The organism is Mycoplasma sp. Pen4 (genome assembly GCF_014352955.1).
In the GTDB taxonomy this organism is placed as follows: Bacteria; Bacillota_I; Bacilli_A; order Mycoplasmatales; family Metamycoplasmataceae; genus Mycoplasmopsis.
Map to the genome: position 1 here is coordinate 44835 of NZ_CP060691.1, position 16865 is coordinate 61699.

Consider the following 16865-nt stretch of genomic DNA (forward strand, 5'->3'; position numbering starts at 1 on the left):
TAGCATTAAATTGTCGACATCGCTGCAAAAATAGCATATGCTACAAAAACAAAAGAAATACTATCAACTCTATCTAAAAGACCTCCATGACCTCTAAGAAGTTTTGAAAAGTCTTTAATTTCATTTCTACGTTTAACAAATGAGAAGTATAAATCACCTACTAAAGCGAAAAATGGAACTGTAATTATGTAAAGGATAAAGTAAATTTGCATTGGATTTGAAATAGTTTGGCCGTCACTAATTATGCGACTGCTGTTTAATAAAGAACCAAGAGAGTTATCTTGTTCTTTTGTAGCAAAATAAAATGTATATATATAAATGAAAGCAATTATTAATGAGAATAAATATCCTACTATTGCTCCCTCATAGGTTTTTTTAGGTGAAATTACTGGTGCCATTTTGTGTTTGAAATATTTACCACCAAATAATTTACCACCAAAGAAACCACCTATATCATATGCACTTGAAACTAGCACAAAGAAGATTATGTATTGAATACCATATGAAACAGTGAATAGTAAAATGAATAATTTAATAAAGATAGTAAGCATTACTGTTGAGATATATAACAATACTGTTTTACGCAATAAAGCTATACCATTGAGGTTTTGAACTGTGAACATTCTAATTAATGCAAAAATTAAGGACACAATTAATGGTGTGATAAAAACTCAACCAGTATCAAAAATATAATTCACAATTTGTGTATTTAGTCCAAAACCATTTAATAATCCAATTCCATTTGTTCGCACTGTGAAAATGCGAGTGAATTTATCGAAACCAAATCATAAACTGCCGACACATAATGTTGCAAGTATTAGTGGATATAAATTATGTTGTATAAAACTACGTGATAGTTCAAAAAAGATTCAGAATGAAACAAAACCTAATGCAAGTAGTGTGATGATTCTAAGAGTTCAAAAACCTGCATCAGAGAAATTTGCGTTATATGAATCATTGAAAGAAAAACTCATCATAGTTAAGAAAGAACCTAAGAAAATAACCATAAAAATTGCTGGTAAAATTCTTTCTTTTAATAATTCATTATTAAAAATTTGTTTTGTATTTTTCATAGTTAAATTATAAAACATTAATATCTAAAAAATAGAGTATTCACAATAAAGTTTTGTAAGAAAAAACTCCCACAAGGAGAGTTTTAAGTGATTAAAATTATTTGTTAAGTGGTGCTCATTTTCAGAATCTTACTTCGTCCATGTCAATACCGTATTCTTTAATGTATTGTTCGTGGTAAGCAATTTTACCGTTCATTAAGTTAACAAATTCTGTAGCATCATCTCCGTAAACTGCTTTAGCAGCTGTGATTGACATGTGGAATCTGTCCATGTGGCTCATTAATCTGATGTCGAATGAAGTTGTAATGTCTCCATTTTCTCTGTAACCGTGAACGAATAAGTTGTGGTTTTGACGTGAGAAGAATATATCTCTGATAAGTCCTTCGAATCCGTGGAATGCGAAAAGAACTGGTTTGTTTGTTGTAAAGATTGCGTTGAATTCTTCATCTGATAATCCACGAGGGTCGATGCTTGGGTGACGTAATCTTAATAAGTCAACAACGTTAACGAATCTAATTTTAAGTGATGGGAAGTGTGTGTTTAAGTATGAAATTGTTGCTAAAGCTTCTAAGTTTGGTTCTGTACCTGATGCAACTACTACTAAGTCTGGTTCATCTGTAGCTGAACATGTTGATGCTCAGTCGATTACTTTAAGACCTTTGTCAACTAATTCTTGAGCTTCTTCAACGTTGTAGAATTGATCTCTTGGTTGTTTTGAAGCAACGATTAAGTTAATTACATCTCTTTCTGCGAATGCTTTATCTAAAACAGCAAGTAATGTGTTTGAGTCAGCTGGTAAGTATTCACGAATGAATTCTGGACGTTTATCAGCTAAGTGTCCTAAGATACCTGGATCTTGGTGTGTATATCCGTTGTGATCTTGTTGGAATGCTGTAGATGTAGCAATAACGTTAAGTGATGGGTAGTCTTTTCTTCAGCTAATTTTTCTTGCTTTAACAAGTCATTTCATGTGTTGTGTTAACATTGAGTCAACTACACGTAAGAATGATTCGTATGATGCGAACATTCCGTGACGTCCTGTAAGAACATAACCTTCTAAGAATCCTTCTGCTTGGTGTTCTGAAAGTTGTGAGTCAATAACTCTTCCAACTGGTCCAACAGCTTCATCTAATTCTGGGTTAACTCTTTCAAGTCATTGTCTGTTTGTTAATTTTAAAACAGCAAATAATCTGTTTGATTTTGTTTCATCTGGTCCGAAAATTCTGAAGTTGTCAGGGTTTCTCTTGATTACTTCAGCAAATCAGTTTCCAGCGTTAACCATATCTTGGTCTTTTACTGAACCTGGTTCTTTAATATCTAATGCTAAATCTTTTCAGTTAGGTAAGTCAAGAACTCTAGGGTTTACACCACCATTTGTAATTGGGTGCATTCCCATTCTCATGTCACCTTTAGGAGCGATTTCAGCGTATTCAGCTTTGAATTTACCGTTTTCATCGAATAATTCTTCTGGACGGTATGATAATAATCATTGTTCTAATTCTTCTAAGTGAACTGGTTTTTCTGATGTAGTTGGAAGTGGAACTTGGTGTGATCTAAAGCTTCCTTCGTATGTTAAACCGTTAACTTGGTGTGGACATGTTCATCCTTTTGGTGTTCTAACAACAAGAGCTGGTCAGATTGGTCTTACAGCTTCTTCAGCTGGTTTTTGTCTTGCTTCAGCTTGGATTTCTAAAATTCTTTCAACAGCTTTGTCGAAAGCTTTTGCCATAATTGGGTGAATTCCTTCTTGGTCAAAAACATCAGCTTCAACAATAATAGCTTCTCATCCAAAACCAGCTAACATGTTTGTGATTTCTTCATCTGTTTTTCTAGCTAAAAGTGTTGGGTTAGAAATTTTTCCACCGTTAATGTGTAAGATAGGTAATACTGCTCCATCGTTTACTGGGTTGATGAATGATGATGAGAATCATCCTGCAGCAAGAGGACCTGTTTCAGCTTCCCCGTCCCCAATAACTGTTGCAGCAATAATGTTAGGGTTATCTAAGATGGCTCCTGTAGCATGTGAAAGAGCGTATCCTAATTCTCCTCCTTCGTGGATTGATCCTGGTGTTTCAGGAGCAGCGTGAGAAGCTGTTCCACCTGGGAATGAGAATCTTTTACACATTCTTCTAATTCCTTCTTCATCTTCTGTGATTTCTGGGAATAATTCTGTGTAACTTCCGTCTAAGTATGAGTTTGAAATCATAACTTGACCACCGTGTCCTGGACCTTCAATGTAAAACATTTCAACTCCATATTTATTAATAACACGGTTTAAGTGTGCATAAATTAAGTTTTGTCCTGGGATTGTTCCTCAGTGACCGATAGGGTACATCTTAACATCTTCTGCTTTTAATCCACCTTTTAAAAATGGATTGTTTCTTAAGTAGATTTGAGCTACTGAAAGAAAGTTTGCAGCTCTCCATCAAGCATGTACTTTATCTAAGTATTTTTGTTCGTTAAATAAAGATTTGTTCATTTTAACTATATTTCCTTTGTATTTTTGATATATCAATAACACATTAAACACTAAGCAGCACGTGCTTAATATGTAATAATATTATTACATTTTTTTGCTAAATTCAAAACATTAAAAAAGAGCAATTTTTTAATGGTTTTTTAATAAAAAAAGCAACATTTTCTTATGTTTTTTGTGTGCACAACTGAGTATTTATATTTTTCGAGTTGAATATACTTTTTTAATCTAAATGAGCATATTGTAATGAAATAAATAAAAAGGACATAAAGAACTGAAAATTATTCTAAAAATTTTTTGGTGAAAAAATAATGTGTTTTATTTTATTTTTAGGTTTTTTAATCCAAAAAGTAAAACAACTTTTATTACTTTCTCATAGATATATAAAATATAAAAATATTACTTTCTTTTAATTTATATTTTAACAATTAATTCAGCATCAAATTATTGTTATTTATTCTGTAAATTCGATTCGGATTTTAAAGAAACTTTTTAAAAATTATTATAAATATTTAGGTCTCAATATGTTAAAATATAACTATATTTTTATAATGGCTTAGGCGATAGCAATTGAAAATTGAAAATTTGGTACAATATTAATTGCTAGAATGGACAGGATCTAGTTGAAAGGCTAGACTATAAGGTTGGTTTTAGCGCTAAGACAAACAAATAAAAATAAAATAATTATAAAAAATTAAAAATACATCTTAATTTAGAAAGGATTAAAATGGCAAAATTAGATTTTGACCGTAGTAAAGAACACGTTAACGTTGGTACAATCGGACACGTTGACCACGGTAAAACTACTTTAACTGCAGCTATCGCTACAGTTTTAGCTAAAAAAGGATTATCAGAAGCTCGTGATTACGCTTCTATCGATAACGCACCAGAAGAAAAAGCACGTGGAATCACAATTAACACATCACACATTGAATATCAAACAGAAAAACGTCACTACGCACACGTTGACTGTCCAGGTCACGCTGACTACGTTAAAAACATGATTACAGGGGCAGCTCAAATGGACGGAGCTATCTTAGTAGTTGCTGCTACAGATGGACCAATGCCTCAAACACGTGAACACATTCTTTTATCTAAACAAGTTGGTGTTCCTCGTATCGTTGTTTTCTTAAACAAATGCGATATGTTAGAAGGTGAAGAAGAAATGATCGAATTAGTTGAAATGGAAATTCGTGATCTTCTTTCAGAATACGGATTTGATGGAGAAAACGCTCCAATCATCCGTGGATCAGCTTTAAAAGCACTTGAAGGTGATGCTGCATACGAAGGAAAAATTATGGAACTTATGGATGCAGTTGATAACTACATTGAAACACCAGTTAAAGAATTTGACAAACCATTCTTAATGGCTGTTGAAGACGTTTTCACAATTACAGGACGTGGAACAGTTGCTACAGGACGTGTAGAACGTGGAACACTTAACTTAAACGATGAAGTTGAAATCGTTGGATTAAAACCTACTAAGAAAACAGTTGTTACAGGAATCGAAATGTTCCGTAAAAACCTTAAAGAAGCTCAAGCTGGAGATAACGCTGGATTATTACTTCGTGGTGTAAACCGTGATGATATTGAACGTGGACAAGTTTTAGCTAAACCAGGATCAATCGTTCCTCACACAGAATTCGAAGCTGCAATCTATGTACTTAAAAAAGAAGAGGGGGGACGTCACACTCCATTCTTCAAAAACTATAAACCACAATTCTACTTCCGTACAACAGACGTAACAGGTGGAGTTGAATTCGAAGCTGGACGTGAAATGGTTATGCCAGGAGAAAATGTTAACTTAAAAGTTAAACTTATCGCACCTATCGCTGTTGAAGAGGGAACAAAATTCTCTATCCGTGAAGGTGGACGTACAGTTGGAGCTGGTTCAGTTACAAAAATTATTAAATAATAATTTCCAACAAAATATTAAGCATAATACTTCGGTATTATGTTTTTTATAGCTTTGAGATAAATATTTTGAAATAGTTTCAAGGCACTAAAAAATTTATTAACATTATTAATATGAAAGAAAAAATTAAAAGAGTAACAAAAAACACTTATTTTAAAGCAAAGAAATTAGCAATAAATGTGTTTGATGAAACCAAAATTAGATGAAATAAAAAAATCGAAGAGATTAAAGAAAATAAACCTAAAGCAGCATTAAGAATTTCTTTATACCTATTAATTGCTGTAATGTTGTTGATTTTTATAATTTCATTTTCAATTATTCTGCCAATTATCTTTAAACCATTTTATTATTGACACATTAAACCCTATGAAATAGATGAAAAATATTTTTCAAGTGGACAGTTGAGTTATGAACAAATAAGCACTATTTATAGTAATTTAGTACATTGATTACTTGGTTTTGGAACAAATGATGAATTCACATTTAAAACTGCGATCGAACCATTAAGATATACAAAAGATGGGTACGAGCATTTTGTAGATGTTAGAAATTTATTTAGTTTAGCATTTATTTTATTTTTTGTAAGTATTGCCGTTTTAACCATTGCTATAGGGTTTTCTATTAAATACAAATTAAAAATTAGCATAATAAATATTGGTTTTTACTCAATGTTATTATTAATGTTTGTTTTAATAATTATTGCAATATTAGCATCGCAAGATTTTAATGCTGCATTCACTAAATTCCATGAAATTTTCTTCCGAGGAAAAGATAATTGACTATTCAGTCCAAACAAAGATGAAATTATTAAAATGTTACCTCAAGAATTCTTTAGAAATTGTGCAATTTGAATTGGAGTTAATATAACTTTCTTCTTTGTCTTGTTTGTTGCACTAAAAGCTAAGAAATCTATAAAAAACATTATTAAATACAAAAAACTCAATTCAGAAGAGCACCAAGCAGAAAATGCTTAGGTGTTTTTCTTATGTTTTGTATTAATTAAATTAATATATATAATTAATTTATGTTAAATATAGTTTTATACCAACCAGAAATATGTCCAAACACTGGAAATATCATTAGAACTTGTTTTGCTCTTGGCGCAAAACTTCACATTATTAAACCAATTTCATTTGATTTACATCCAAAATGACTCAAGAGATATGGAGCCGGAAGAATGCTTTCAGACATTCAACACGAAGTACACAAGTCATATAATGATTTTGCTAACAAGTATCCTGACAAAAAAATTTATTATGTAACAAGATATGGATTAAAAACATATACAGATGTAGATTACAAAAAAACTTATCAAGAAAATGGCGAAATTTGATTAATGTTTGGGCGTGAGTCAACGGGAATTGATAAAAAAGTTTTACAAAATCACTTAGATGATTGTCTAAGAATCCCAATGGTTTCAGCAATGAGATCAATAAATTTAGCTAATTGTGTATGTATCTTAGGTTTTGAAGTTATGAGACAATTAGATTTCCAAGAATTATCATTGTATGAAGTTGAAAAAGGAAAAGATTTCTTAAAAGAATATGTTGATACTGAGTAAAAACAATCCAAAAATCAAAGAATTGGCAAAATTAAAAGATAAAAAACATCGTCAGGGACATAAAAAGTTTTTAGTCGAAGGATATCATTTAGTTGAAGAAGCTCGCAATGCTGGATTATTACTTGAAACGCTTGAATTAAATGGTAAAAGTAAATTTGATGATTCAATTTTAGTGTCGCCTGAAATAATTAAATTATTATCTGATACTGTCACACCTCAAAATATAATTGGTGTTTGTCGACTTCCTGAAAATAAAAATGATTTTGAAAAATCAAACAAAATTTTATTTTTAAACAATTTACAAGATCCTGGAAATGTAGGGACGATTATTAGATTGGCAAAGTCATTTGAATTTGATGCAATTCTTATTCAAGGTTTTGATTATTTTAATCCAAAAGTGATCCGTTCATCACAAGGAGCGTTTTTCAAAAGTAATTTATACAAAGTCACAAACGCTTCAGATGTATTAAAAAAACTTAAAGATAATGGTTTTACAATTTATCAAACCTTGTTAGATAAAACCGCAGTTCCATCAAATAAAGTCGATTTCAAAGACGAAAAAATAGTTGTTGTGGTTGGAAACGAAGGTAATGGAATTGATAATGAAGTAAAACAATTCTCAGATGTAAATGTTTATATACCAATATCATTTGAAAGTTTAAATGTTGCATGTGCAACAGCAATTATTCTTGATCGAATTAAAAATAAGTAGGTAGTTATGAATAAAGAAAATAATGTACTTAAAAAAATATTAGAAAATATTAAAAATGCAAAATTTGTTTTAGGTCTTGAAGGATATGATAAACATGAAATTGATGTCTTTATGCAACAAATGTATTTAGATTTATATCAAGTTTCAGAAAGACTTGAAATGGTTGAAAATGAGTTGGAACAATTTAAAAACTTATATAAAGAACAATTAGATGACAATAACGTTTTAAAAGAAGAAAATAAACGTTTATCAAGAGAGGTTGCAAAAATTTATGAATAATAAAGAATTTCAAACATTACAAAATGAAGAACAAAAATTTGAGAATTTGATTCAATGATTCCCAGGTCATATGGCTAAAGCTATGAAGGAGATTAAAGAATCTGCTAATTTAGCCGATGTATTTATTGTTGTATTAGATGCACGTTGTCCAATTAGTTCATATAATGAAGATTTTGACAAAATTTCACCTCAAAAACCACGTTTATTTATTATCACAAAGAGTGATTTAATGGATAAAAGTAAAAAAGAAATGATCCAAGCACGTTTCAAAAATGAACATGTATTATGACTTGATTTAAGAAAAAAATCAGCCAAACCTATTATTCTTAAAAAACTTAAAACAATTATGAAAGATAAAATTGAACGTGATAAGAAAAAAGGTATGTTGATTTCTAAAATTAAATCTTTCGTTGTCGGAGTTCCTAACTGTGGGAAAAGTACATTAATTAATCTTGTTTCTGAAAAAGCAAGTCTTAAAGTTGCTAATTTCCCAGGTGTTACTCGTGTAAAAAAATGAGTTGTTAACGGAGAATACTTATTTTTAGACACTCCAGGTATTTTATTACCTAAATTTGATGATCAAGAAGTTGCAGTTAAACTACTCACTACTGGTGCAGTTAAATTAGAAAATTTCCCAACAGAATTCAGTGCTATTAGAATGTATGCATTAATTTCAAAATATTATCCAGAAAAAATTCGTTCACTTGGTCTTGAACCATCACAAAATGATGTTGTAATTTATGGACAATTTTTTGAATATGCTAATAAATTTAAAATCTTTAAAGAAAAAGGTAGACCAGATTTAAACAAAGCTCACATAACATTTATTAACTGAGCAAAAAATTTATCAGACGTAACATATGATTAAAAAAGAATATTTATTTAAAGTTTTAAAAATAACTAATTGATTTTATTTATTTGCAATTTCAATTTTATTAACACTATTCACAGTTAATAAAATTATTCATCATGATATCCCATCAAAAATTTTATTGATGAATTTAGACAAGATTTATGCACCAATTGCAGGAATAATTATTCTAACTGTTTTCTTACTTCGAATTTATGTTGTTATTCGAATTGAAAAAGAATATTCAAAACTTTCAAAGAACTTGATTTATCGTGCAGGGTTTATTCCGTTTGTTTATGAAAATAAATTAGAAGATGAATATACATTTATTTATAAAGACTCAGAAACATACCAAAAATACTTAGCTGCCAAAAATTCATTAAACATTTTAAGATACCAATTTATTATTGGAATTTGAATTTTTACTTATTTAATAATAGCCACAACAATTTGTACAATATGAGCTTTTAAAGATTGAAATACTTTTGGAAAATTGTCATGAAAAATACTGCTAGCATTTACTATATATAATATAGTTGCAATTTCATATCCAATTTATATTTTTGTTGATTCAATAAATATGATTAAAAGCACAATAAAAGTTATTGAAAATCGAGAAATTTCTCGTAATGAATTGATTTCATTTAAAGTTGAAAAAATATTTGAAAAATATAAGGAATTTTATTAGTTCTTTATATTTTTTATATATAATAATCTTGCGCTTAAATTCACAAGCAAAAAATTGAAAAATAAAATATTATTTTTTTCTTCTTTTATTCATAATTTATATGTATAATAGTTTTGCTTGCTTGATAAAGAAGCACTTAAAGTTCTTTTAAAACTAGATATATACAAGACATGACAGTCAATTTTTTCGAGAGTTTGATCCTGGCTCAGGATGAACGCTGGCTGTGTGCCTAATACATGCATGTCGAGCGGAGTTCCTTCGGGAACTTAGCGGCGAATGGGTGAGTAACACGTACTTAACATGCCCTTTAGATTGGAATAACGATGAGAAATTATCGCTAATGCCGGATACTTATTTAGATCGCATGATCAAAATAAAAAAGGAGCCTTTAAAGCTCTGCTAAAGGATTGGGGTGCGTAGCATTAGCTAGTTGGTAAGGTAATGGCTTACCAAGGCGATGATGCTTAGCGGGGTTGAGAGACTGATCCGCCACACTGGGACTGAGATACGGCCCAGACTCCTACGGGAGGCAGCAGTAGGGAATTTTCCACAATGGGCGAAAGCCTGATGGAGCGACACAGCGTGCGGGAAGAAGGCCTTCGGGTTGTAAACTGCTGTTATTTGGGATGAAAAAGTAGTAGAGGAAATGCTATTACCTTGACAGTACCTTATCAGAAAGCAACGGCTAACTATGTGCCAGCAGCCGCGGTAATACATAGGTTGCAAGCGTTATCCGGAATTATTGGGCGTAAAGCGTCTGTAGGTTGTTTGTTAAGTCTGACGTCAAAACTTGGGGCTCAACCCCAAATCGCGTTGGATACTGGCAAACTAGAATTGTATAGAGGTTAACGGAATTCCTTGTGAAGCGGTGAAATGCGTAGATATAAGGAAGAACACCAACTGGCGAAGGCAGTTAACTGGGTACATATTGACACTGAGAGACGAAAGCGTGGGGAGCAAACAGGATTAGATACCCTGGTAGTCCACGCCGTAAACGATGATGATTAGCTAATGGGAACCATTGGCACAGCTAACGCATTAAATCATCCGCCTGAGTAGTATGCTCGCAAGAGTGAAACTTAAAGGAATTGACGGGGATCCGCACAAGCGGTGGAGCATGTGGTTTAATTTGAAGATACGCGTAGAACCTTACCCACTCTTGACATCTTCCGCAACGCTATAGAGATATAGTTGAGGTTAACGGAATGACAGATGGTGCATGGTTGTCGTCAGCTCGTGTCGTGAGATGTTCGGTTAAGTCCTGCAACGAGCGCAACCCTTATCCTTAGTTAGATGATCTAGGGAGACTGCCCGGGTAACCGGGAGGAAGGTGGGGACGACGTCAAATCATCATGCCTCTTACGAGTGGGGCAACACACGTGCTACAATGGACGGTACAAAGAGAAGCAATACGGCGACGTGGAGCAAATCTCAAAAAACCGTTCTCAGTTCGGATTGTAGTCTGCAACTCGACTACATGAAGTCGGAATCGCTAGTAATCGTAGATCAGCTACGCTACGGTGAATACGTTCTCGGGTCTTGTACACACCGCCCGTCACACCATGGGAGCTGGTAATGCCCGAAGTCGGTTCGTTAACTACGGAGACAACCGCCTAAGGCAGGACTGGTGACTGGGGTGAAGTCGTAACAAGGTATCCCTACGAGAACGTGGGGATGGATCACCTCCTTTCTACGGAGTACATAAATAACTTTAAAAGTTATTACCTTACACATTATGACTATTTTATTTTAATAATAAATGAACGGTCATGTTCTAATGTTAATAGTCCATTAGATATATCTAGTTTTGAGAGAACTTTCTCTCTTTGTTCTTTGAAAACTGAATAGTAAAGATAAATTAATATAACAACGACATCAAAAATAAATTAGTCAATTTGTTTTGGATTACCGAGTTAATTATTATTTAAAATAATAATTTATTAAAATGTCTTTGAATACATCAACAAACAATAGGTAAATATTGATAACAACTTTTAAATAAGTAAGAGTTTGTGGTGGATGCCTTGGGTCTGGAAGTCGATGAAGGACGTGATTACCTGCGATAAGCCTCGTGGAGCTGGATATAAGCTACGAAACGGGGATTTCCGAATGGGGGAACCTAACTAGAGTAATGTCTAGTTGCTGCGGAATGAATACATAGTTCCGTTGGCGAGACACGTAGTGAACTGAAACATCTTAGTAGCTACAGGAAAAGAAAATAAAAATGATTTCATCAGTAGCGGCGAGCGAACATGAAAGAGCCCAAACCAATTTTAAATTGGGGTTGTAGGACTATCTACACGAAGTTACAAAACATTGCTATAACAGAATAGAATGGGAAGTCTAAGCACAGAGGGTGATACTCCCGTATGTGAAATGGCAATGTCTTCTGATAGTATCCTGAGTAGGGCGGGGCACGTGAAACCCTGTCTGAATCTGCCGGGACCATCCGGTAAGGCTAAATACTAACCAGACACCGATAGTGAACTAGTACCGTGAGGGAAAGGTGAAAAGAACCCCGGGAGGGGAGTGAAATAGAATCTGAAACCACTTACTTACAATTAGTCAGAGCCCGTTAATGGGTGATGGCGTACATCTTGCAGTATGGACCGGCGAGTTATGATAACATGCGAGGTTAAGCAGAGAAAAAGCGGAGCCGTAGAGAAATCGAGTCTGAATAGGGCGTTTAGTATGTTGTCATATACCCGAAACCATGTGATCTATTCATGAGCAGGTTGAAGCTTAGCTAACCCTAAGTGGAGGACCGAACCGTAGTACGCTGAAAAGTGCCCGGATGACTTGTGAATAGCGGAGAAATTCCAATCGAACTTGGAGATAGCTGGTTCTCCTCGAAATAGCTTTAGGGCTAGCGTGTGATGTTAAGCTTTGATGGTAGAGCACTGAATATGGAATGGCCGCGCCTAGCGGTACTGACTATAATCAAACTCCGAATATCATTGTGTATTATCATGCAGTCGGAACCGGGGTGCTAACGTCCCGGCTCGCGAGGGCAACAACCCAGATCGTCGGCTAAGGTCCCAAAATTGTGTTAAGTCAGAAAGGTTGTGAGATTTCATAAACAACTAGGAGGTTGGCTTAGAAGCAGCCATCCTTTAAAGAGTGCGTAATAGCTCACTAGTCAAGAGATCTTGCGCCGATAATGTAACGGGAGTAAAACACAATACCGAAGCCACGGGTACAATTTAGTACGTTAGAGGAGCGTTCTTAGTGCGGCGAAGTCAGACCGTGAGGACTGGTGGAGCGCTAAGAAGTGAGAATGCCGGTATGAGTAACGATTTGAGGTGAGAATCCTCAACGCCTATTGGGAAAGGTTTCCTGGGGAAGGTTCGTCCACCCAGGGTTAGTCAGGACCTAAGGAGAGGCAGAAATGCGTATCCGATGGACAACAGGTTAATATTCCTGTACTACCTGCAACAAGTGATGGAGTGACGGAGAAGGATAACACTACCCATTATTGGATTTGGGGGTAAATAACAACTGGTGAGATTAGTAAAATGCGGTCTCTATAACCGGGAGTTATGATGCATAGGCTTAATCGCTGAATTGTGTGATTTCATGCTTCCAAGAAAAGCTTCTAAACGTTATAACGTTGTAGGTACCTGTACCGAGAACGGACACACGTTCCCAAGATGAGTATTCTAAGGCGAGCGAGAAAACCAATGTTAAGGAACTCTGCAAATTAACCCCGTAAGTTCGCGAGAAGGGGTGCCAACCTATGGTTGGCCACAGTAAATTGTGAGGGGCAACTGTTTATCAAAAACACAGCTCTCTGCTAAATCGCAAGATGATGTATAGGGGGTGAAGCCTGCCCAGTGCCCGAAGGTTAAGCGGATTTGTTAGCTTTAAGCGAAGCATTGAAGTGAAGCCCGGGTGAACGGCGGCCGTAACTATAACGGTCCTAAGGTAGCGAAATTCCTTGTCGGCTAAATACTGACCTGCACGAAAGGCGCAATGATCTCTCAACTGTCTCAACATTGGACTCGGTGAAATTATGGTCCCAGTGAAAACGCTGGGTACCCGCATCAAGACGAAAAGACCCCATGGAGCTTTACTACAACTTCGTATTGGAACTTGGCCTAACATGTGTAGGATAGGTGGGAGACGGTGAGACTAAGGCGCTAGCCTTAGAGGAGTCGACCTTGAAATACCACCCTTGGTATGTTGAGTTTCTAACCTGCCGCCGTAATCCGGCGGGGAGACAGTGCGTGGTGGGTAGTTTGACTGGGGCGGTCGCCTCCTAAAAGGTAACGGAGGCGTTCAAAGGTACACTCAATACGGTCAGAAACCGTATGTAGAGCGCAAAGGTAGAAGTGTGCTTGACTGCGAGACCTACAAGTCGAGCAGGTGCGAAAGCAGGACTTAGTGATCCGGCTGTACGTCATGGAACGGCAGTCGCTCAACGGATAAAAGTTACCCTGGGGATAACAGGCTTATCTTGCCCAAGAGATCATATCGACGGCAAGGTTTGGCACCTCGATGTCGGCTCATCGCATCCTGGAGCTGGAGTCGGTTCCAAGGGTTTGGCTGTTCGCCAATTAAAGCGGTACGCGAGCTGGGTTCAGAACGTCGTGAGACAGTTCGGTCCCTATCTGATGTGGGCGTTGGAATATTGATGAGAGCTGCTCTTAGTACGAGAGGACCGGAGTGGACGTACCGCTGGTGTTCCAGTTGTTCCGCCAGGAGCATAGCTGGGTAGCTAAGTACGGAAGGGATAACCGCTGAAAGCATCTAAGTGGGAAGCCCCCTCAGAGATAAGTATTCCCTTGAAATTCCTTGTAGACTACGAGGTTGATAGGATGGAAGTGTAAGTGTGGTAACACATTCAGCTGACCATTACTAATAAATTGATAGGTTTAAAAGTTAGAATGTATTCAAGGCATTTTAATGAATTATTAATTACTGTTCAGTTTTCAAAGAATAAACGCCCAAAAGGGCTTTTTTGTTTGCTTTTTTGTGGTAATTTTATGAAATATTCAGATTATTTTATCAATAATTTAATAATAATTTGATATTGAAATTAAAATTTTATTATGAAAATAAAGAAAACCAACTCAATAAGAATTGAGGTAAGACAAAATAAAAGGTATGTAGTTCTTGTAGGACTAGTACCTAATAAAATTTCAACACAGGTTTTTTGTGAGCCTGAAAACTTAAATGAAGAAAGGTTAGAAAAATTCATTTTAAAACACAAAAAAGCAATTAAACAAGTTCAGATTTTACCTTATACCATTGTGTATGTTAAAAATTATTTAATTCAAGAAGCTAAAAAAGACGGATTAATTCCTGATATATTATAAATATTAAATATGAAGCAAATCGAATTTGATCAACACATGAGCAGTGTTATTGATGGTAAAACTGTAATTAAACAATTTTGAGAATTAATCGATTTATTCGATGGAATTAAACAAGAAAAATCAAAAGTGATTCAAGATACTATTATGTATCTTTTATCACTTATAATTGAAAATAACAATACAAAAGAAAGTAATTGATTAGATCGCGCATCATTAAACGATTATTATGAACGCATCTCAATTACTGATCTAAATGCTAATTTAGACGTTGTTGCTAGATATATTGATAAAATCATGAGCAATACTAAATATGCATATAAGCACTTTGATATTTTCCGAAATATTAAAAAAGTACACAATATTTATTATGTAATTAATTACAACTTTGTAAGTGATAATTTTAATTTTATCTATGAAAATGTAATTATAAATAATAAATCAGATGCAAAGCAAATTAACAATTTTAAAGATTCTAAAATCTCTTTAGTATCTAATTGTTTTGGTATTCCTACTTTATATCAAATTCAGGAAATATCAACATTTTATAATCATCCTACACATTGATTTAACATTATCAGATCAATACCAAACAAGGAAGTTTTCATCTTTGTTTTAGATGATTTAAACGTACTAAGAGGAAGCATTATTAATGGTTTAAAAGATTATAACATTAGTGTAATAACTAAAAAAGATAATGCTTTGTTTGATGAAACACACCATATGGGCTTAGCTATCAAAAAAGAAGTTTTAATATGAAATATAAGTAAATTTAAACACCTAAAAATAGCTCATAAAAAGTTTAAAAAAATATGTGCTGGGTCACATAAATTACATTTAAAAGGTCAAGTATATCCGATTGATAAGATACACTCAAATAATGGAATTAATCATATGATTCAAAGCATTGATAAGAAACATAAATTCACTGATGTTTGTCTAAAAATCAAAAATGCACAAGCATTTGAAAGATTACAATGCACAGAATATCATCAAATAAATGAATTCATTTATGTTAATAATTATGCAATTAAAAAACCAGAGCATTTATTCAACTTAACAAGTTGTCGTGAAATACCACTGATTCAGTTGAATATTATTAAACATCTTTTAAATAAAATTAAGCACCTGAAAATTGATGGAAATTATCAAGAAACCATTATGAAGATAGTGTTTCTAGTAACTTGAAATATATCATTTATTTTAAGTGTTATCCATTTAAAAGATATTACAGGTTATTCCAAAATGATTTGTATAAACAATTTATTGAAGTTTCTAGGAATAACAAAATGACACTTTAACCCCTTGCACAAAGGTTTAAAAGGAATTGATGAATTAAATTTAGAAGCATTGATATGTATGCTAAAACTACATGATTTTGCTATTTTGATTCAAGAACTGCTTAAAACTAAAGTGTAAAAATAACCAAAATTACTATATTTATTTAGTGACTTTCACAAGAAAATATTTTATTTTTTTGTGAAAATGTCTTTTTTATATTATAATAATTATGCAATATTTCTTAGTGAATGGGGAATATTGTATTCTACGTAGTAAAATACATAGAATTTAGCATTTATTTTACGAGTTGTTTTAAGCAGTCCAAAGGACTGCTTTCTTTTTGCATTTTTCCAATTTCGATTTATTATTATTAAATAATAATAAATTTAATATAATTCAATTATGTATAGAATTGGTGTTGATTTAACTAATATTAAGCGCTTTGAGAATGTAAAAAATAGTTTTATTAAGAGAGTTTTATCACCTGGTGAATTAGATGAATATCAAAAAATAGAACTAATAGAAAGCAAAATAAGATTTTTAGCTAGATCTTGAGCAATTAAAGAGGCAATTTACAAAGCAGATAACCAATATGCGGATTTTAGAAAAATAAATTTAGTTAAACAAAACCATATATGAACATTTAAAGATTTTGCAATTTCAATTAGTTATGAAGGCGATTTCATAATTGCATTTGTTGTGAAAGAAAATTAAT

At 33.5% G+C, this 16865-nt stretch carries 12 protein-coding genes and 2 rRNA genes; 12 read left to right on the plus strand and 2 right to left on the minus strand.

Annotated elements, in window-relative coordinates; genetic code table 4:
- Positions 1-5: 5 nt before the first annotated feature.
- Both H9M94_RS00210 and H9M94_RS00215 read right to left on the minus strand, forming a co-directional pair.
- Positions 6-1073 carry a phosphatidate cytidylyltransferase gene (locus H9M94_RS00210; RefSeq protein ID WP_187469596.1) on the minus strand — a complete coding sequence of 356 codons (1068 nt, stop codon included), beginning with the start codon at positions 1071-1073 and terminating at the stop codon, positions 6-8.
- Between the two features lie 97 nt (positions 1074-1170).
- Positions 1171-3552, minus strand: coding sequence for a phosphoketolase (locus tag H9M94_RS00215; protein WP_187469597.1), 2382 nt, complete (start codon positions 3550-3552; stop codon positions 1171-1173).
- Positions 3553-4276: 724 nt separating this feature from the next.
- Between H9M94_RS00215 and tuf the strand changes: the two genes are divergently transcribed.
- The 12 genes from tuf to H9M94_RS00275 all read left to right on the plus strand — a co-directional run bounded on the left by tuf (position 4277) and on the right by H9M94_RS00275 (position 16864).
- Entirely contained in the window at positions 4277-5464 is a 1188-nt protein-coding gene (gene tuf / locus H9M94_RS00220; protein ID WP_187469598.1) for an elongation factor Tu, read from the plus strand.
- 113 nt (positions 5465-5577) lie between these two features.
- A complete protein-coding gene (locus tag H9M94_RS00225; protein ID WP_187469599.1) occupies positions 5578-6438 on the plus strand; it encodes a TIGR01906 family membrane protein in 861 nt (286 codons plus the stop codon).
- Between the two features lie 50 nt (positions 6439-6488).
- Positions 6489-7025, plus strand: a complete 537-nt coding sequence (locus H9M94_RS00230; protein ID WP_187469600.1) for a tRNA (cytidine(34)-2'-O)-methyltransferase — start codon at positions 6489-6491, stop codon at positions 7023-7025.
- The gene (locus H9M94_RS00235; protein ID WP_187469601.1) at positions 7009-7737 is read left to right on the plus strand and encodes an RNA methyltransferase; all 729 of its coding nucleotides are present in this window, start codon (positions 7009-7011) and stop codon (positions 7735-7737) included. Before H9M94_RS00230 ends, H9M94_RS00235 begins: the two co-directional genes overlap by 17 nt.
- A 6-nt stretch (positions 7738-7743) precedes the next feature.
- The gene (locus H9M94_RS00240) at positions 7744-8016 is read left to right on the plus strand and encodes a hypothetical protein (RefSeq protein WP_187469602.1); all 273 of its coding nucleotides are present in this window, start codon (positions 7744-7746) and stop codon (positions 8014-8016) included.
- The gene (gene ylqF, locus H9M94_RS00245; protein WP_187469603.1) at positions 8009-8884 is read left to right on the plus strand and encodes a ribosome biogenesis GTPase YlqF; all 876 of its coding nucleotides are present in this window, start codon (positions 8009-8011) and stop codon (positions 8882-8884) included. Before H9M94_RS00240 ends, ylqF begins: the two co-directional genes overlap by 8 nt.
- Positions 8877-9554, plus strand: coding sequence for a hypothetical protein (locus H9M94_RS00250; RefSeq protein ID WP_187469604.1), 678 nt, complete (start codon positions 8877-8879; stop codon positions 9552-9554). Before ylqF ends, H9M94_RS00250 begins: the two co-directional genes overlap by 8 nt.
- A gap of 182 nt (positions 9555-9736) precedes the next feature.
- A 16S ribosomal RNA gene (locus H9M94_RS00255) occupies positions 9737-11244 on the plus strand.
- Positions 11245-11546: 302 nt separating this feature from the next.
- A 23S ribosomal RNA gene (locus H9M94_RS00260) occupies positions 11547-14436 on the plus strand.
- The 16S and 23S rRNA genes sit together here, the layout of an rRNA operon.
- A gap of 169 nt (positions 14437-14605) precedes the next feature.
- Complete coding sequence (locus tag H9M94_RS00265) at positions 14606-14872, plus strand: hypothetical protein (RefSeq protein ID WP_187469605.1); 267 nt, start codon at positions 14606-14608, stop codon at positions 14870-14872.
- A gap of 9 nt (positions 14873-14881) precedes the next feature.
- Positions 14882-16288, plus strand: coding sequence for a hypothetical protein (locus H9M94_RS00270; RefSeq protein WP_187469606.1), 1407 nt, complete (start codon positions 14882-14884; stop codon positions 16286-16288).
- A 264-nt stretch (positions 16289-16552) separates the two neighbouring features.
- On the plus strand, positions 16553-16864 hold the full coding sequence (locus tag H9M94_RS00275) for a 4'-phosphopantetheinyl transferase superfamily protein (protein WP_187469607.1): 312 nt from the start codon (positions 16553-16555) through the stop codon (positions 16862-16864).
- Position 16865 lies beyond the last annotated feature (1 nt).